This window comes from Parabacteroides sp. FAFU027 (genome assembly GCF_022808675.1).
In the GTDB taxonomy this organism is placed as follows: Bacteria; Bacteroidota; Bacteroidia; order Bacteroidales; family UBA7332; genus CAXXIC01.
In genome coordinates this window covers 302717-321583 of sequence record NZ_JAKZKV010000006.1, presented here as the reverse complement: position 1 = coordinate 321583, position 18867 = coordinate 302717, and the positions used below count along the sequence as shown (strand labels likewise).

Here is an 18867-nt window from a genome sequence, read left to right as displayed (position 1 = left end):
AGATGGTTAATCAAACAAATATACATTGTTTTTTCGCACTTATCTTCTGATTAAATCACATTACAGACTCGCTGATTACTATCATACTCTTTTAACCGGCAACACACCATAGTATTACTATTGAAATATCCGATAAATAAAACAGAGCCTGCACATTCTTCTACATCATGTAACATTCCCTGAAATAAAGACTCTTCGTTATCTGATTCCTTGGTTTTAACCAGAGGTGTTTTATAAACTTGACTTTTCATTCTGATTAGTATAAATAATAACAATTAGTTGTCAATCACTTTCTAGCATAATTTCCCGTTCATGTAATTTCTTCGGGCATTATCAGCCATGACTACCTCTCGAGAAGATAAATTGCAATCTCCTGCGCTTTAATATCTAAACTAAATAGAATGGAACTTCAGAAAACAAATTTAGTAAGGATAACTTTTGATGACGCCAGCATTAAATACAAATATAGTATTTAATGCCCCCATCAACACCACACAAACCTGGCTTTCAACCAACTACAACAAACAGACAGAAATACAAATATAGTACTCTAATCAAAATACATTATAAATAACTCGTTCAACAAACACTCATTGACGTAAATAAGAACATCCCTGACATAAATTTTGTCCCGGTACAAGTCCACTATTGATCACTTAGTGTTGAATCAGAGTTTCAATACTCAGAATTTATTTTGAAAGCGGATATAATTGATACTTCCCGAAAGCTTCTCCACAAATATCATTTCAGACCAATCGTCATGACCCGTTCCTCGAATGTCTCGCGGGAGCCGACTGCTTTGTTTCTGATACGCGTTCGGTAGTTATAGATTGTATTCAGAGAATAGCGTAGGAAATGTGAGATTTTCGCACTGTCAGTAATTCCCAACCGGATCAAAGCATATATTCTCAATTCAGTTCCCAATAGTTCTCCCGGCTTAGGGTATATACCCTCTCCATCAGCAAGCAGGCTGTTGAACTCTTCTACAAAATGGGGAAATATCCGAAGAAATGTCCTGTCAAAATTAGCATAAAAGCTATGAAGCTCATCTTTTATAAATTGCTCCGATTTGACCGCTTGAATCAAATCCTCTATTTTGCCGGCAGCTGATTTGCGAATCAATTGCTTCCGGTATTCCTCCAGCTTGTGAATATAGATCGAACATTGCTCCATATATTTCCCAACATACTCTTCTTTGATCATATTGACTTCGGACAAGCTTTCATTAGACCTCCTCAGTGCCAGATTTGCTTCTGACAGATCATCATTCAGTATCAACATCTCATCATTAACCCTCTGCATTTCCTGATTTAGCTTAACGAGTTGTTCGTTAGCCTGACTTAACTCCTTACGGGCCCGCTTTATCTTTTGCTGTCGTAGATATAATATCCATCCTCCTATTAATAATAAAATAGCCAGTACACTTACAACGATCAGAAAGATAACCAGATGGCGTTCTTCTGCATCATTTTGTAATTGATAAGCCTTATCTATGACCGGCATCATCTTTGATATCTCGATCGTTCGCAAATAAGCCTTACAAAATATGGCATCCTCCAGAGCTTGCTTCATATATGTATATGCCCGATCATAATCGCCGTCTTCATACAACATAAAGGCAAGGCTCCGCAACGAAATGTAGTTCTTATATACAGCCTGCAAGTCGTAGATCGCAGAGACCATAAGCCACTTCTCTTCCTGTTGACGATCCTTTTTTTCGTGGTATGCCTGTGAAATGATAAAAGCAACTATTGCCCGGTTATGATCATCCGGACGAAGAGAATAAAAGTACCCGGGTAAAGATTTTAGGGCTTGATCACTCCTGCCAGCGGCTATCCATTTAGCCGCATTGACCATAATATGCACACTGGACTGATCATCTCCTGAAAGAATTAAAGAGTCCCGATATTTATCAATCTGCAGCTCATTTTCCTTTTTCTCATCCCTGCTGATGGATAGATTTGATAAATACTCATACGAAGTTCGACGGATGTGATAATAATAGGACTTCATCTCCGGATAACTATCAATATTCACCGGAGCTAATATTTCAAAAGTTGATTTTATTCTGCCCAACGACATCATCCCATCAGCTACATTCAATCTGGAGTCTGTAATTTTACGTTTATCTTTTAGCTTTTCCGCAAAGTCTAATTTCCTTTGGGCATATATCAAAGAAGAATCAATAGAATAGGTTTTATACTCATCATAAAGCAAACCGCAAAACGCATATCGCAGACTATCCGAAGTGGCTTTTCTCAATGATACTTTGAGCTTATTAAGCCGTGCCTCCTTTCGTGCACTATAGATAGGGCAATTGGCAATCGTATTATCAAGAACGTTCAACAACGAATCTCTTTCATGATTCGCGAAAGCAAGGTGAACGACCATAAAAAGCAATAAAACAGAAAATAATTTCTTCATGTAGATGAATAAGAACATTATAACAAAAGCACCTTTGATGTTTCAAACAATTAATATCCAGTCTGGTTTAGCAACAGATTTCTTTTTGGAATCAATTCCGGATAAAATACAATGAAGCTGAAGAACTGACTCCCATTTCGACGAAGCTGACTCAACATTTATTTTAGGGAATAACCCGCCCAACAATAATATTTCTCACAAAAGTAATTCTTCGCAACTACTCCGTTTGTTTCAAATGTTACATTACTTTGTATCAGATGTTACATTACTTTGTTTCTAGTGAGCTAATTGAATATCTGCCTTTTTAACATTATCCAACCATGATCAAACAGATACCATCATCCCAACCGAATACAAAATAGCAAGGGAAGAAGGGACAAAAAGGCCCGGACATTTACCCCCGGGCCTTTTTGCTATATTATATTTGTGGCAGGAAGAATCACTCTTCATCCTTATTTTCCTCTTTCATGATCTGCGCTACGATCTTACGCTCATCGTGCTTCTCGTAAGCCTCAACAATACGCTGCACCAACACATGGCGCACAATATCGTTTTTGTCAAATTCCACCTTACCGATTCCTTTTACATTCTTCAGAATCTGAAGCGCCTGTATCATGCCCGACTTTTGCATCGGAGGAAGGTCAATCTGTGTAATATCTCCGGTGATAATCATTTTGGCATTCAGGCCAAGACGGGTGAGAAACATCTTGATTTGATGTGTAGAGGTATTTTGTGCTTCATCGAGGATAATTACAGCATCGCTGAGTGTTCGCCCGCGCATAAAGGCCAGCGGTGCAATCTGGATGATGTTGTTCTCCATATATTCTTTCAGCTTTGCACCAGGCAGCATGTCCTGCAAAGCATCATAGAGTGGTTGCAGATAAGGGTCGATCTTCTCTTTCATATCGCCGGGAAGAAAGCCGAGTTTCTCGCCCGCCTCCACAGCAGGGCGGCTCAGGATAATCTTCTTCACCTGTTTGTTTTTCAACGCCCGTACAGCCAATGCAATCGCCACATAGGTTTTTCCTGATCCCGCAGGTCCAAGAGCAAAAACCATATCGTTTTTATCAAAGGCTTCCACCAGCTTCTTTTGATTGGGCGTGCGCGCCGTGATAGATTTTCCGCTCACCCCGTGGATAATCAGGTTATCCAGCTTCACCTCGGCGGGTTCTGCGCCTTTTACAAAGCTGATAATGATATTTTCATCCAGCACATTAAATTCAAGACAGTAAGCTTCCAGTTTACGGATCGTCTGCTCAAAAGCATTCGTATCTTCCTCATCGCCGATTACACGGATCACACTACCACGCGCAGCCAAACGGATTTTCGGGAAAAGAGATTTGAGGAGTTGAAGGTTGCAGTTGTTCACGCCGTAAAAAACGACCAGATCGACACTGTCAAGGATGATTACTTTTTCTATCATTAATTTGTTGTTAGGGCTGATTTTAAGGGATATGTTTCTACAATCTGCACAAAAGTAATCAATCGCGACTAATTCTTTGAAAAATGATCGCTATTTTTAGGGTGTAAAACCCTTTACTCATTAACCTTAACTGATGACTTATGAAGAAACACGGACTATTTTTCGCCTTACTCTCGCTCTTACTACTTTCATCATGCCATAAACAACAAAAGATAAAACGGATGTTTCACATCAATGACTTCCACAACTTTTCCCGAACATTCAATGATTTGAATGAAAAACAACTTCAGGCAGCGCACCTGATAGGCATTTCCCCTATTGCATCGCGTGAAGAGGCGGAAAAGAAGCTGGATAAACTAAAGGAGGTAAAAGATTGTGATTTATACAATGTAGATAGCCTGACAAATTCGGTTCCGTTTTTAGTCAACAAGGCAGCCTGTTTACTTGATACTATTGGAACAAACTTTCAGGATTCTTTGGGAAAGAAGAATGCACCTAAATATAAATTGATAATAACGAGCATTCTCCGTACACACGACGACATAAAAAAGCTCCATCAGAAGAATGGAAACTCAACGCTTAATTCAGCGCATCTTTTCGGAACTACTGTCGATGTCGCTTATACACGTTACGAAAAGCTGGATCCGGAGCATGAACTAACCGATGTACCGGAAGATAAGCTGAAAGCAGTATTGGCAGAAGTACTGCGCGACTTGCAAAAGGGTGGAAAATGTTACGTCCGCTACGAAGTAAAACAAGGGTGCTTCCACATCACGGCACGTCCGTAAACAGTTACACCTGACAGGTTTTAAAAACCTGTCAGGTTAAAAACATAAAAAAAGCGCCGGATTGCTCCGGCGCTTTTTATTTATGTTGGGTTGGATTATTTTACAGAATCCATGTGTGCGATCAAATCCAACACTTTGTTAGAATAACCCCACTCGTTGTCATACCAGCTAACCAGTTTGACGAAGTTACCGTTCAACGCGATACCAGCACCTGCATCGAATACAGAAGTGCGTACTTCGTGAACGAAGTCAGTAGAAACTACTGAATCTTCAGTGTAACCAAGTACACCAGCCATTGTAGTTTCAGAAGCAGCTTTTACAGCAGCTTTGATTTCTTCGTAAGTAGCAGCTTTTTCCAAACGTACAGTCAAGTCAACTACAGAAACGTCAGCAGTTGGTACGCGGAATGCCATACCTGTAAGTTTACCATTCAATGAAGGGATAACTTTACCTACAGCTTTAGCAGCACCAGTAGAAGAAGGGATGATGTTACCCAGGATAGAACGGCCACCTCTCCAGTCTTTAGCAGAAGGAGCGTCAACAGTTTTCTGAGTGTTAGTTGCAGCGTGTACTGTAGTCATCAAACCTTCAACGATACCGAAGTTATCGTTGATAACTTTAGCCAAAGGAGCCAAACAGTTAGTAGTACAAGATGCGTTAGAAACAACGTCCATGTCTTTAGTATATTTGTCAAGGTTTACACCGCAAACAAACATAGGAGCGTCGTTAGAAGGAGCAGAGATAACAACTTTCTTAGCGCCACCTTTCAAGTGAGCAGAAGCTTTCTCAGTAGTAGTGAAAACACCGGTTGATTCAACAACGTAGTCAGCACCAGCAGCACCCCAGCCGATAGCAGCAGGATCTTTTTCAGCAAAGAAAGCAACTTCTTTACCGTTTACGAACAACTTACCATCTTTGTTTTCAGCAGTTCCCTGAAATTTACCGTGTACTGTGTCATATTTCAACATGTACAACAAGTAATCGATATCCAGGAATGGGTCATTTACTGCAACGATTTGAACATCGTTTCTTTCTTGAGCTGCACGGAACACCAAACGTCCGATACGGCCGAATCCGTTAATACCTACTTTAATCATTGTAATAAAACTATTTAAGGGGTTTTAAAAACTGGGGGCAAATTTACCGCTTTTCTCTTGTATGGTAAAATAATACAAGAAAAAAAATATGCCGCAAAGCACTTTTTTTACCCCTCATCTATTAAATCGTAATCTCAACATATCAAAATGACACATAACTCTCATTTTCAGGACTATTTTCAAATTCAACTTGATTATTTTCTCTAAAAATCGTACGTTTGCAAAAATGAAAAAACGACCTGCTAAAAAGATAGAATTCAAAACCCAAACACTGAAACGGGAGAATAAAATTGCCTTTTCGTTAAACGAGAAGGAATTCAATATGCTGCGCCAGTATCTGGAGAGCAATAAGATTGAAAATCAATCCCGCTGGATAAGAGAAGTCGTTATGGGCTATCTGTGGCAAAAGGCGGAAGACAATTACCCTTCACTATTCAACGAGGCCGAAATCAGAAAGTAACCCATCTTTTTCCAAAAAAGAATCTTCCGCGATTCGCGTATTACCCATTTAACTCAATCAAAACAGAAACCTCAACCACTTTCGCCATAAAGAGGATGTATAGAAATACCGCCGTGCATTTTTGCGTGTCTATAACGAATAAAGTGGAGATTATTTGTGTAATTGATTGATAAAGAATTTATCGATCAGTATTCGTGGAAACAATATTTTATTTACATAAAAAACAGCTTGCCACGAATTCACGAATTTGATTCGAAATTAAAGAGAATCAGCAATATATCTAATATGAATTTAATTCGAATTACTACGAATTATTTTTCATAAATGAAAAATTCAGGAAACACCATTCGTGTATTCGTGGCTAAAAAATAGATATTTCAGATGTTATCAGACGACCATTTCATGAAACAGGCCTTGTTAGAGGCCCGCTATGCCGAAGAAGACGGAGAAATACCCGTTGGCGCAGTTATTGTTTGCAACGAAAAAATCATTGCCCGTGCTCATAACCTGACCGAAACGCTAAATGATGTTACGGCTCACGCCGAAATGCAGGCTATCACGGCTGCGGCAAATGTTTTAGGCGGGAAATACCTGACCGACTGCACATTGTATGTTACGCTGGAACCCTGCGTTATGTGCGCCGGAGCGCTTGCCTGGTCGCAAATATCGAGGATTGTGTACGGCGCTTCAGATGACAAACGGGGCTATTCGAAATATTCAGATGCTTTATTGCACCCGAAAACAGTGGTTGTAAAAGGAGTACTGGAAGAGGAGTGTGCCGCAATTATGAAAACATTCTTCAAAAAAAAGAGGTAAGTTATTTACTTACCTCTTCAAAATCGACATATTCACCTTCGTTGGTGTCGAAAATTTTTTTCTTGTTGTTTCTACCTGCACTTTCCTGCTGCGGTCCGAAATCTCTATGACCGCTGTATTCCTGGCCTCCCGCATAACTTTCAGAAGTCCGTCTTTTCGGGAAAAACAATCCGATGATTCCACGTATTACACTTAATCCAAATGAAATCACAGAAAGCACAACCATCAGGAACAGGAAAAGGAGAAAGAGAATGAATGCTCCCATACTAACACTTATTGAAATACGTCACTAAGTAACAGCTTATTTTCCAAACTGTTTTATCGCTTAATGATATTTAGTAAAACCGACATCAGGATATACAATAATATAGTAAGCGAAATCCCGAGTAATTTAAAGCACAGTAAGAATACGACTGCCGCAATGACAATAGAAAACTGCGCAATATTCTTTTTGAATGACAGATTCTTAATCTTCAGGGAAAACATGGGTATTTCAGCCACCAATAACAGAGAGAATACCACTACCAGCACTACCAACACCCCCGGAGTGAGAATACTCATCGGATGAATGGTATTGTAGGCTGCCAGGCTCACCCAGAAAAGAGCGTTTGCCGGAGTCGGCATACCGATAAATGTGGTAGTCTGTCTTTCGTCGATGTTGAAAATCGCCAGGCGCAATGCCGAAAAGATGGCAATCAGAAATGCAACATAAGGCACAAATGCTGAAAGCTCCTGCAATGCCATTTGCTGACGTAGCAATGAGAAGACAACAACGGAAGGAACAAAACCAAAACTGACCATATCGGCCAACGAATCCAGTTCTTTACCGATAGCAGAATAGGCTTTTAACTGACGGGCCGCCAATCCGTCACAGAAATCGAAGAATGCAGCCAGGAAAACCAGTCCGGCTGCCAATACAAAGTTAAATTCCAATGCGGCAACAGCAGCCATACATCCCGAAAAGAGATTCAGACAGGTAATTGCATTGGGGATATGCTTTTTTAACTGCATTATTTCAAACGGGCTAATTGGGTAACGTTTCCGGTTACTTTTTGGTCAAGATTTACCAAGACATCGCTATCCAATGGTAAATAAAGGTCTAATCGGGAACCGAACTTGATAAATCCGAGGAATTCATTGATGCGGCAATCGTCATCAATATCCGAATAGGTTACAATACGACGAGCCAACGCTCCGGCAACCTGACGTACCAGAATCTCAACACCTTCTTCAGTCTCAATCACAATGGTTGAACGTTCATTTTCAGTACTTGACTTAGGCAAGTAAGCTCCCTGAAAACGACCTTCGTGGTGAGTTACATATTTTACTTTACCATTCACCGGATACCAGTTGGCATGCACGTTAAACGGAGTCATGAACACCGAAATCTGAAGTCTTTTGTCATGGAAATATTCATTTTCCATCACTTCTTCGATTACAACTACCTTACCATCGGCAGGAGTTAATACTACATTTTTTGTCTCACCGGTATAAATACGTTTCGGACAACGGAAGAAATTCACCAGAAGAAGGTATATCACGGAAGTGACTCCAAAGACGCTGAGAAATATCCCTTTAGGGGCAACAACCCAAAGCAGGATATCTAAAACGACTAAAAACAGCAGGGATAAAATCAGCAAATCCCAACCTTCTCTGTGGATTCTAATTCTCATATAAAAAGGGTGTTAAGTAATTCCGGCACAAAAGTAGCTTTTTATTTAGAATTACACAATCCACGGATATTAATTGGGGGAAATAATATGTGGCTTAGCGCAAAATGTCATCCGACAGCAAAAGGGAGATTAACAAAAAAAAAACCGCCCCAACTTTTACATTGAGACGGCTTCTGTCCTATTTACGATTTCTTATTTTATCTCCCGTATATCAAATGGTGTTTCCTGATACACGTAGTAATTGAGCCAGTTGGAGAAAAGCAGATTGGCATGGCTACGCCAGCGAACCAGTGGCTTCTCATTCGGGTCATCGTTGCGGTAGTAGTTTTGCGGCATCTCAATGGACAAGCCCTTCGACAGGTCGCGTTTATATTCCGTATCTAACGTGTCAGGTGCATATTCAGAGTGGCCGGTGATGAAGAACTCGCGACCATCACGAGCCATGGCAATATAGACCCCTGATTCTTCCGATTCTGACAAGATGGTCACTTCCGACACCTTTTCCAGATCTTCACGACGCACCTCGGTATGACGGCTATGCGGAACATAGAATTCATCATCGAGTCCACGGAAAATCGGAAGGGTCGGGTCATTAGCGGTATGTTTGAATACGCCGAACATCTTTTGATCCAAAGGATGCTTGGGTACGCCGTAGAAATGATACAATCCTGCCTGCGCAGCCCAACAGATATAAAAGGTGGAGGTCACGTGATGACGCGCCCAGTTGAATATCTCCTGAATCTGAGCCCAATAGGTTACTTCCTCGAAAGGCAATTGTTCTACAGGAGCCCCGGTGACAATCATTCCGTCAAAGTTCTGCCCTTTCACCTCATCAAAGTCATTGTAAAACTCCAGCAAGTGCTCGATAGGCGTATTCTTAGAGTTATGTTCTTTGATGTGCATCAGAGTGAGTTCAATCTGCAAAGGGGTATTCGACAGAAGTCGGACTATATCGGTTTCAGTCGTAATCTTGAGCGGCATCAGATTGAGCACGAGGATTTTCAACGGACGAATATCCTGCGAGGAGGCCCGCGATTCATCCATCACGAAGATATTTTCCTTTTTCAGTAACTCAATCGCCGGCAAATTAGATGGTAATGTGACTGGCATAGTATATTATTTGATAGAGAATTAAACATGATTTTCCGTCAGCAAACACAAACGGTAACACAAATCGTAACGGCAAAGGTAGTGTATCTTAATGCTTTCAGCAAATCCACTATTGTTATCATTTAGCCAGATTGGATAAAATGGAAGGTGCTTCGGCTTCCTGCATCACCTCGTGCTCCTCGTGCCCAAACTGTGCCGGATAGATCAACGCAATATTATTATCGGCAAAATAACGCGATAGGAAGACCGGAAGTTTATCAAAATCGGGATGGTAGGAGTTGGAGGACTTACGGGCTGCTATGATTACAAAAAGGTCATCCGGAATCACCACCTTGGTCAAAGAGAGGAATTCATCCCAATCTTCCATCAATTCAAACTCAGCGCGGATATTGTAACGACGAATCAGGCTTTTGATACTCTTCAACGTATTAGGTGTAGAGTAAAAAATGATACGACAACCAATCTGGCGGGTCATATTGGACAAACGGTCCACCCACAGACGGAATCCGGTCTCCATTTCCGCTTTATCGGGAACGGCGACCACGATGCGCGTAAACATGTTGACCGGCGTGGTACATTTGGCAATCGTGAGCATTTTATTGGTGCCATCCAGTACATTATCCGTCATTGTCCCGAAGAAGGTATCCACAATATTAGCCCTGCGGTGCAGTCCCACAATCACCTCCGTAATCTCTTTTTCCTTAATCGTATGGAGAATACCACTGGAAACGTTCATGTCTATGCGAAGAATCTTCTTGACATAGGTATCCGCAGAAGAAGCCACCTGCGAGGCCATATCAAGCAACTTGTTCCCATTTGAAAGAGCCTTCTCATTGTTGTCTTTGCTGACAACGGTCAGCGCAACCAGTCGGGATTTCCTCCGCGGGTCTTTCATCAGCAAGGCCAGATTGACCAGGTTACCCACCGTAGAGGGATTGGACAATGGAATCAATATTCTCTCCTGTCGCTGGTCAATGACCGTTTTGGATTCCTGAACATGCTCTTTAGCCAGCGCTTTTGCCGCTCGCTCCGTCACGAAAGAGCTGACCGTACAGGAAACAAGTATCAGGATAATTGCCCCGTTCATCACATTGATATCGAAAATCCCAACGTTATAACCGACCAATACCACTGCCAATGTGGCTGCCGCATGCGAATTACTGAGACCAAAAATCATCAGCCCTTCGTATTTGCCCATACGGAAGATTTTCTGGGTAATATAGGCTGAGAACCATTTACCAAAAATAGCCAGGACAGTCATGGTTGCCACTACGATCAATGAATCCACGCCCTTAAACAGAACACCGAGATCAATCCGCATACCCACTCCGATAAGGAAATAAGGTATAAACAGAGCATTTCCCACAAACTCAATTCGGTTCATCAACGGTGAAATCTTCGGAATGTAGCGATTCAGTACGATTCCGGCCAGAAAGGCACCGATGATGCCTTCCAACCCAATCACCTCAGCAATCCAGGCGGACAAGAACACCAATGACAGGATAAAAATGTATTGGAGAATATTGTCATTGTACTTTTTAAAGAAATACTTCACGATACGTGGATAGAAAAATATGACACCAACCACATATAGCGTAAATGAACCACCCAGTTTTATCCAAAACCATTCACTCATCTCTCCTTTATGGATTGAGACCACCCCAGCCAGGACAAGAAGTGCAAAAAGGTCAGTAATAATTGTTCCTGCTACAGTAACAATTACTGCACGTTGCCGTGTAATCCCATAACGGTAAAGCAGCGGATAAGTAATCAGCGTGTGCGAGGCAAACATGGACGCCAGCAATACCGACTTCAATATGGGATAATGTAAAATATAGAATCCGGCAAAGGTTCCCAGTAACATCTGAAAAGAGAAGGTCGTAAGACCAAATACAATTCCTTTGGACTGGTTTTGCCGGAAGTCGTTAACATTAAGCTCTAAAGAAGCCAGAAACATCAGATAAATCAACCCCACCTTACCAAAAATCTCGAAACTTCGGTCTGAAAGAACCAACCCAATACCATTCGGCCCGATAAACATCCCGGCCAGAATCAGTCCGATGATATGCGGAATCTTGATTTTATTCAGGAGTAACGGAGCAAACAGGATAATGGCCAACACGATCGAGAAAATCAGGGTCGGGTCGGTTATGGGAAGGTGAAAATGACTTAGCATGATAATATATTGATGAACAGATTCTACAAACGGACTGATTAGAATTCCGACCTGGTCAGCAGGCTTTCCAACTCTTCCGGATTGATATGGCTGAATAACTGATTTTTATGCGCCAGAGAAATCGTACCCCGCTCTTCCGAAACGACGATCACTTTCGCATCCGTCTCCTGGGTGATCCCCAGCGCTGCCCGGTGCCTCAATCCAAGCTCCTTGGGCAATTGAGTATCGTGCGAAACGGGAAGAATGCAACCGGCTGCGACAATCTTATCATTGACGATAATCATGGCGCCGTCATGAAGGGGGCTGTTCTTGAAGAAAATATTCTCTATCAGGCTCGTGCCGACATCTCCGTTGATGGGTTCTCCGGTTTTTTCATAGCTAATCAGGCTCATCTCTCCGGCAATAACAATCAATGCACCGGTTTTTTTGTTTGCCATATTGCGGCAGGCTATAACGATGGGCATTACCGATGTTTGGTCTTTATCGACATTCCGCTCACTGATAAAAAACTTCAGCAGGTAGCGCCAACGCTTGTGGGAACCCAGGTTAATCAGGAACCGTCGTATTTCATCCTGAAACAGAATTACCAGTGCAATCACCCCAACGCTCACCAGCTTATCCATGATGGAACCAAGCAATCGCATCCCCAGCACGTGACTCACCAACAACCAGATACCGATAATGGTCAGCACCCCGATAAACACGTTGATCGTGCCCGAGGCCTTCATCAGCCGGTAGGTGTAGTAGAGCAAAAACGCCACCAGCAGAATATCAATTATGTCTTTTATTGTCAGGTATGCTAACATGTTGTATTGGTTTTCACAATTTATAGAAGCACTCTTTTATAGTCCAACCCTCTTTTCCCAAAATTCACACAAAGAGCCAACTTATTTTTTTGAGATAGCAAGATAATTGATCGACTGAGAAATGTTTGCATCATGGATTTCCATTGCTGCTTTCACTTCAAGAATAATCTTACCCATAACAACAAAGTCTGCTACGAATTTGCGTTGAAGAATGTTCCCTTTGTAATTGATCTCGTATTCCTTTTCCCTCTCATAGGGTATTCCGGCCAGTTGAAACTCTATTTCCAATGCATCTTTATATACCACTTCAAGGAATCCACCTCCAAGGGTATTATAAACCTCCATGCATTTTCCTATTATTTCATAAGATTCTTTCTTGTAAAGTATCTCAGTCATAATATCGTTATTTTATATTCGCCACGAATACACGAATAGTTATTTCATCGAATATTTTCGAAAGAACACCTATCTTTTTCAGTTTCTGAAAAAGTGATGATAGCCTGACTGTATTTTCGTTTTTCATTTTTGAAAAACATTCGTGTTTTTTTAAGACTGTATTATTCCCATATCAAATACCGTTCAAACTCGAATTATATTCGTGGATTCGTGGCTGACAAATAGTCCATTATATAAATATATTCGCCACGAATGCACGAATAGTTATTTCATCGAATATCTACGAAAGAACACCTATCTTTTTCAGTTTCTGAAAAAGAAATGATAGCCTGACTATCTTTTCTTTTTTCAACTTTGAAAAACATTCGTGTTTTTTGATTCTATATTAATTCTTGCTTCGAATATGTTCGTATAAAAATCTATTCGTGTATTCGTGGCCAAAAATACCATTTATAGTATTAATTCTTAAAAGCTTATATTCAAACTCCCACTTTTTGCACCAGCTTAATGGTCTCCACCGCCTCTTTCACATCATGCACCCGAAGAATCGAAGCTCCACCCAGCAGTGCCAGTGTGTTTAATACGATTGTTCCGTTCAGACTGGTTTCCGGCGAACCACCCAGAAACTTGTAAATCATAGACTTTCGTGAAATCCCCACCAGCAACGGCAGATCGAATATCCCAAATTCACGTAAATGGTGCATCAATTCATAATTCTGGTCCAGTGTCTTGCTAAAGCCAAAGCCGGGGTCGATGATGATATCACAAACGCCTAGCTTGCGCAGTTGCTCCACCTTCTTTGCCAAATCAAACAGGATATCCGGCAAGAGATTATCGTACTGGCAAAATTGCTGCATCGTCTGCGGAACTCCACGCATGTGCATCAACACGTAAGGGACATGCAGGTCTGCCACCGTTTCAAACATTTTATCATCAATGATTCCACCTGAAATGTCATTAATCACCGATACCCCATACTCCTTTACGCATCGTTCGGCAACCGAAGCCCGAAAAGTATCCACTGAAATCAACGCTTCAGGAGCTGTCTTTTGGATAATTTTCAATGCAAAATCGAGTCGTTCCATTTCCTCCTCCGGTGAAATATCCACACCGTCGGGACGGGAGGAATAGGCTCCCAAATCAATCATCAACGCACCTTCCGCCAGAATTTGTTCTGTACGTTCGGCGATGTCCTTCTCAGTCTGATAGCGGCTTCCTCCGTAAAAGGAGTCCGGCGTAACATTGAGAATACCCATGACGACAGGGGTAGAGAGGTCATATAAGGTTCCGTTGAGATTAATCTGGTGATAAGAAAGTTTCATGCGTAGTCTGTTATGTAGTGCAAATCTATGAATTTTCGGCTATCTTTTGGGATTTCACTGCCGGATTTGTACTTTTGACGTTTCAAATAAAGAGCAAACAGCCTATGAATAAGCTAATTTATATAGGATTAATTACTATATCATTACTCTCTTGCAGTTCTAAGCCTAAAGAAACAAGCGCAACGACTGAAAAAGTTACTTCAACAACTCCGGCCTTCAGCGCTGATAGTGCATATGCCTATGTTGAAAAACAAAGCTTATTCGGTCCCCGATTGCCAAACACCCAGGCCCATGTGAATTGCGGTGATTATATCGTTTCACAGTTTAAACGCTTCGGGGCAACTGTTACCGAGCAAAAGGCAGATCTGACCCGGTTTGATAAAGTGGTGCTCAAATCACGCAACATCATCGCCTCATACAATCCGGATAAAAGCGACCGTATCCTGATTCTTACCCACTGGGATTCTCGTCCCTTTGCCGACAACGACCCTAACCCGGCCAATTACAGCAAACCGGTAGATGGTATTGATGACGGGGCCAGCGGAGTCGGTGTTATGCTCGAACTTGCCCGCATGATGGCAAAAAAGAATCCTGCTATCGGTATTGACCTCCTTTGTGTAGATGCAGAAGATGTGGGAGCTCCTCAATATTATCAGGGAGAAAGCAGTGAAGATGACTGGTGCCTGGGCTCCCAATACTGGGCAAAGAATCCACACACGCCGGGATATACCGCCCGCTTCGGAATCCTGCTCGATATGGTCGGTGCCGGTGGAGCCGTTTTCTATAAAGACAATGTATCCCTGAATTACGCGTCCGGTGTTGCCGACCGCATCTGGAAGAAAGGACAAAGCCTGGGTTACGGACAATATTTCCGTGACGGACAGGGAGGAAGTATTACTGATGACCACGTTTACATCAACAAACTGGCCAAAATCCCCTGCGTGGACATCATTAACTTTGACCCCAATTCCCGCCAGGGATTCCCTGCACACTGGCACACCATTGATGACACGATGAAGAATATCTCCAAAGAGACCCTCAAAGTGGTTGGCCAGACTTTAGCGGAAATTATTTACGAAGAAAAATAAACTCAATTAGCTGATCAGCCAATTGGAAAACTCGGGAATTCGAAGATTTGTAAATTGAATTACATTCATTCTTCCCCTTTCCCCTTTAATTACTTTAATTGTTTTAATTCCTTAATTACATAGACTGATGACTATCAACGAAATTCAAGACAACATCATCGACGAATTCTCAGAATTTGAAGACTGGATGGATAAATACCAACTCATCATAGACCTGGGCAACTCTTTAGCACCCATTGACGAGAAGTATAAAGTACCGCAATACCTGATCGAAGGTTGCCAAAGCCGCGTATGGCTTCAGGCAGAATATGAAAACGGGCTGGTTATTTTCAAAGCAGAAAGCGATGCCGTAATCGTAAAAGGGATCGTATCTCTATTGATTCAGGTGCTTTCGGGGCATACTCCCGATGAAATTATCAATACCGACCTCTACTTTATTGAACAGATCGGATTGAAAGAACACCTCTCTCCCACCCGCTCCAACGGCTTAGTGTCGATGGTTAAGCAAATGCGCTTGTATGCGCTGGCGTTTAAGGCGAAAGCATAATTCACCAAAAAGGTATAATATGAAAAGCGCCGAAGCATGTTTTTTTGCTTGGGCGCTTTTCTCATAGTATAGGGAAATTGCTTATTTCCCAAACAAAGGCATCACCAACAACGTCACGGTCAATCCGATCAATACGGTCACCGCTCCCCAGCCGATTACATTCTGCAAAGGCTTATTGACATATTCACCCATGATCTTTTTGTTATTGACCAGTAACATCATACTGACCAGTACCACCGGCAACAGCAATCCGTTGATGACCTGCGACCATAGCGAGATTGCAATCAGCGGTGCATTCGGCCAAAGGATTATCAATACCGAAAGAACCAGAATTATCGTATAAAGCACATAGAACTCAGGCGCCTCTTCCCATTTTTTATCAATACCCGCCTCAAAGCCAAACGCCTCGCAAACATAGAAAGCAGTGGCCAATGGCAAAATCGTCGCCGAGAATATCGAAGCAACAAACAAACCAAAGGCAAATACTTGTGATGCAAACTCTCCTGCCAGCGGCTTCAGTGCCAATGCCGCATCTTTTGCTTCATTGATTTGAATGCCTTTTTCGTGCAGAGTCGATGCGCACGCCACAATGATGAAGAAAGCCACCACCACAGTTGCAATACATCCCACCACAATATCAATCATCGAGTATTTGAAGTTCTTAATCTCCAAACCCTTTTCAATCACAGACGATTGCATGTAAAACTGCATCCAGGGAGCAATAGTAGTACCGACAATTCCGATCATCATCGCCAGACTTTTTGAGTTGATCTCCACCTGCGGATGAACAATCGCGGTTCCAATCTCTCCCCAGTGTGGATGTCCCATAATAGCAGAAACCACATAAGTCAATAATGAGACGCTAAAAATCAGAAAGATCCGTTCCGCAAGCTGATAAGTTCCTTTTACCACAAGTATCCAGACCAACGCCCCAACCAACGGGACCGATATATATTTACTGACGCCAAACACTTCAAGACTTCCCGCCACACCGGCAAATTCGGTCGTAGTGTTGCCAATATCTGCAATCAATAATCCGATGAATATCAGGAAGGTAATTTTCACGCCGGCATTCTCACGAATCAAATCAGCCAAACCTTTGCCGGTTACGATACCCATACGGGCATTCATCTCCTGAATAATTATCAGTACGATAAAGGAGGGAATCAACGTCCAAATCATGTTATAGCCATACACCGCACCGCTTACAGCATAGGTAGTGATACCTCCCGCATCATTATCCACGCTTCCGGTAATGATTCCCGGCCCAAGGATAGCCAGGAACAGGCCGATCCGGCTCCATAGTTTCTTATTCTTAAACATTCCGGGGTCTCCTTTTATTTATTCGTTTTGCGTTTACCAATCAAGTCCTCGACCACGTCGTCGATAACCACCATTCCTTGCAGGATATTTTCCTTATCAACTACCGGGATAGCCAACAGGTTGTATTTGGAAATAAATTCGGCAATCTCGTTAATCTCCTGATCGTCGTGCAAGTGCACCGGTGATGGTTTCATGATCTCGCTGATAGCTGCATTGGGTTCTGAAATCACCAGGTCGCGAAGCGAGAAGGTCGCAATCAGCTTCTCTTTATCATTGACCACAAAGAGGTTATATAATTCTTCCGCTTCCGGTTTCTTCAGGCGAAGCTCCGCTAACACCTCCTCAACGGTATTATCCTTATTGAAGGAAAGGTATTCGGTGGACATGATACTTCCCACTGAATCGTCGGGATATTCCAACAGCTCGCGCACCTCTTCGGAAGAATCTTTCTCCATCTCCCGAAGGATTTGTTCCGCTTTTTCCTCTTCGAGCTCATCGAGAATGTCGGCCACCTCATCTGCCGGCATCTTTTCAAGCACATCGGCAGCTTTTGCGACTGAAAGGTTTTCCAGTAGGTGAATCTGAGCTTCTACCTCCAGCTCTTCCATCACATCGGCAGCCTTCTCTTCATCCAACGCTTCGAACACAGAGAGACGGGTCTGTTTGCCCAAATCCTCGATAATATCGGCAAGGTCAGAAGGGTGAAGTGTTTCGAGCTTCTTATGGCTTTTGGAAAGTTTGATATTGAAATTGGAGAAATCCACCGCCTCGATGTCATCCCACACGATAAATTTAGCAGGAATGGTTACCCGGAACAGGAGCAGGAATTTCTTTAACGGCTTGGCAAGGCCAATGCGGCGAAGCAATCCTTCCACTCCGATATCCACTGCCAGTGCAAAAGTTCCCGTAGGTACCGACACCAGTCGTATGTCATTCACCCGAACCAGTTTACGACCGTTCAGGTCTACGATCTGTTTATCCAAAATGCCTTCCCCGAGGAAAACACCATCGTCCAGTTTTTCCTGGTCATAAGGAATCAGTTCTTCACAGGCAACTGATATTTTCCCGTTGACTTTTGTGACAACAAAACCGTCAAATGAATAAATCAAAGTTGTTTTCCCCTTTTTGAGCTTAATCGCTGCAACTAAAGGGCGCTCCACTCCTTCCGATATATAATTGGGAAGAATGAACAGGTCTTTTACAATGCCCACAAATTGGTTGTGCGCATCATAAACGCGTGAGCCGATAATGCGACTCAGGTAAAAGGTTGTGAAAGATGTCATGAAGTCACCTCCTTGCGTTATGACTCAGCAGGAGGTTACGAAGAGGTAATTCCCCGGCCAGGTCAGGTTAGTAATATGAATATATGTGCCGGGTCTCCGTCCATTTGGAATAAAGATTTTTATTTGCGGTGCAAA

19 protein-coding genes are annotated in these 18867 nt (G+C 42.3%); 5 read left to right on the top strand and 14 right to left on the bottom strand.

All coding sequences use genetic code 11. The annotated features are described in order from the left end of the window. Positions 1-50 precede the first annotated feature (50 nt). From MLE17_RS11645 to MLE17_RS11635, 3 genes are all read right to left on the bottom strand, one after another. On the bottom strand, positions 51-251 hold the full coding sequence (locus MLE17_RS11645) for a hypothetical protein (protein ID WP_243348976.1): 201 nt from the start codon (positions 249-251) through the stop codon (positions 51-53). 490 nt (positions 252-741) lie between these two features. Further along, a complete protein-coding gene (locus MLE17_RS11640; protein WP_243348975.1) occupies positions 742-2424 on the bottom strand; it encodes a DUF6377 domain-containing protein in 1683 nt (560 codons plus the stop codon). A gap of 439 nt (positions 2425-2863) precedes the next feature. Then, positions 2864-3847, bottom strand: a complete 984-nt coding sequence (locus MLE17_RS11635; protein WP_243348974.1) for a PhoH family protein — start codon at positions 3845-3847, stop codon at positions 2864-2866. Between the two features lie 140 nt (positions 3848-3987). Here MLE17_RS11635 and MLE17_RS11630 point away from each other — a divergent pair, with 140 nt between their 5' ends. Continuing rightward, positions 3988-4635, top strand: coding sequence for a DUF5715 family protein (locus tag MLE17_RS11630; protein ID WP_243348973.1), 648 nt, complete (start codon positions 3988-3990; stop codon positions 4633-4635). Positions 4636-4730: 95 nt separating this feature from the next. On the opposite strand, the gene gap is transcribed toward MLE17_RS11630, so the two are convergent. Next, entirely contained in the window at positions 4731-5732 is a 1002-nt protein-coding gene (gap, locus tag MLE17_RS11625; RefSeq protein WP_243348972.1) for a type I glyceraldehyde-3-phosphate dehydrogenase, read from the bottom strand. A 226-nt stretch (positions 5733-5958) separates the two neighbouring features. Here gap and MLE17_RS11620 point away from each other — a divergent pair, with 226 nt between their 5' ends. Continuing rightward, positions 5959-6192, top strand: a complete 234-nt coding sequence (locus MLE17_RS11620) for a hypothetical protein (RefSeq protein ID WP_243348971.1) — start codon at positions 5959-5961, stop codon at positions 6190-6192. Positions 6193-6573: 381 nt separating this feature from the next. Further along, positions 6574-7008, top strand: a complete 435-nt coding sequence (locus MLE17_RS11615) for a nucleoside deaminase (protein WP_243348970.1) — start codon at positions 6574-6576, stop codon at positions 7006-7008. Position 7009: 1 nt separating this feature from the next. Here the strand turns inward: MLE17_RS11615 and MLE17_RS11610 are convergent, their stop codons facing one another. The 8 genes from MLE17_RS11610 to folP all read right to left on the bottom strand — a co-directional run bounded on the left by MLE17_RS11610 (position 7010) and on the right by folP (position 14491). Continuing rightward, positions 7010-7273, bottom strand: a complete 264-nt coding sequence (locus MLE17_RS11610; RefSeq protein ID WP_243348969.1) for a DUF4834 family protein — start codon at positions 7271-7273, stop codon at positions 7010-7012. Positions 7274-7326: 53 nt separating this feature from the next. Next, entirely contained in the window at positions 7327-8019 is a 693-nt protein-coding gene (gene pssA / locus MLE17_RS11605) for a CDP-diacylglycerol--serine O-phosphatidyltransferase (protein ID WP_243348968.1), read from the bottom strand. Continuing rightward, positions 8019-8681 (bottom strand): phosphatidylserine decarboxylase family protein, encoded by a 663-nt coding sequence (locus MLE17_RS11600; RefSeq protein ID WP_243348967.1) that lies wholly within the window; start codon positions 8679-8681, stop codon positions 8019-8021. The genes pssA and MLE17_RS11600 overlap by 1 nt, the downstream gene beginning before the upstream one ends. 192 nt (positions 8682-8873) lie before the next feature. Further along, positions 8874-9791 carry a homoserine O-succinyltransferase gene (metA, locus tag MLE17_RS11595; protein WP_243348966.1) on the bottom strand — a complete coding sequence of 306 codons (918 nt, stop codon included), beginning with the start codon at positions 9789-9791 and terminating at the stop codon, positions 8874-8876. Between the two features lie 118 nt (positions 9792-9909). After that, the gene (locus tag MLE17_RS11590; RefSeq protein ID WP_243348965.1) at positions 9910-11967 is read right to left on the bottom strand and encodes a cation:proton antiporter; all 2058 of its coding nucleotides are present in this window, start codon (positions 11965-11967) and stop codon (positions 9910-9912) included. Positions 11968-12005: 38 nt separating this feature from the next. Continuing rightward, on the bottom strand, positions 12006-12773 hold the full coding sequence (cdaA, locus tag MLE17_RS11585) for a diadenylate cyclase CdaA (protein WP_243348964.1): 768 nt from the start codon (positions 12771-12773) through the stop codon (positions 12006-12008). Between the two features lie 81 nt (positions 12774-12854). After that, a complete protein-coding gene (locus tag MLE17_RS11580; protein WP_243348963.1) occupies positions 12855-13169 on the bottom strand; it encodes a GxxExxY protein in 315 nt (104 codons plus the stop codon). A gap of 479 nt (positions 13170-13648) precedes the next feature. Next, positions 13649-14491 carry a dihydropteroate synthase gene (gene folP / locus MLE17_RS11575; protein WP_243348962.1) on the bottom strand — a complete coding sequence of 281 codons (843 nt, stop codon included), beginning with the start codon at positions 14489-14491 and terminating at the stop codon, positions 13649-13651. Positions 14492-14595: 104 nt separating this feature from the next. On the opposite strand from folP, the gene MLE17_RS11570 reads away from it, so the two are divergent. Then, complete coding sequence (locus tag MLE17_RS11570) at positions 14596-15579, top strand: M28 family peptidase (RefSeq protein WP_243348961.1); 984 nt, start codon at positions 14596-14598, stop codon at positions 15577-15579. 127 nt (positions 15580-15706) lie between these two features. Further along, positions 15707-16126, top strand: a complete 420-nt coding sequence (locus tag MLE17_RS11565; protein ID WP_243348960.1) for a SufE family protein — start codon at positions 15707-15709, stop codon at positions 16124-16126. A gap of 81 nt (positions 16127-16207) precedes the next feature. On the opposite strand, the gene MLE17_RS11560 is transcribed toward MLE17_RS11565, so the two are convergent. Together MLE17_RS11560 and MLE17_RS11555 are read right to left on the bottom strand one after the other, a co-directional pair. Beyond that, positions 16208-17449, bottom strand: coding sequence for an NRAMP family divalent metal transporter (locus MLE17_RS11560; protein ID WP_243348959.1), 1242 nt, complete (start codon positions 17447-17449; stop codon positions 16208-16210). A 14-nt stretch (positions 17450-17463) separates the two neighbouring features. Continuing rightward, a complete protein-coding gene (locus MLE17_RS11555) occupies positions 17464-18732 on the bottom strand; it encodes a magnesium transporter (protein ID WP_243348958.1) in 1269 nt (422 codons plus the stop codon). Positions 18733-18867 lie beyond the last annotated feature (135 nt).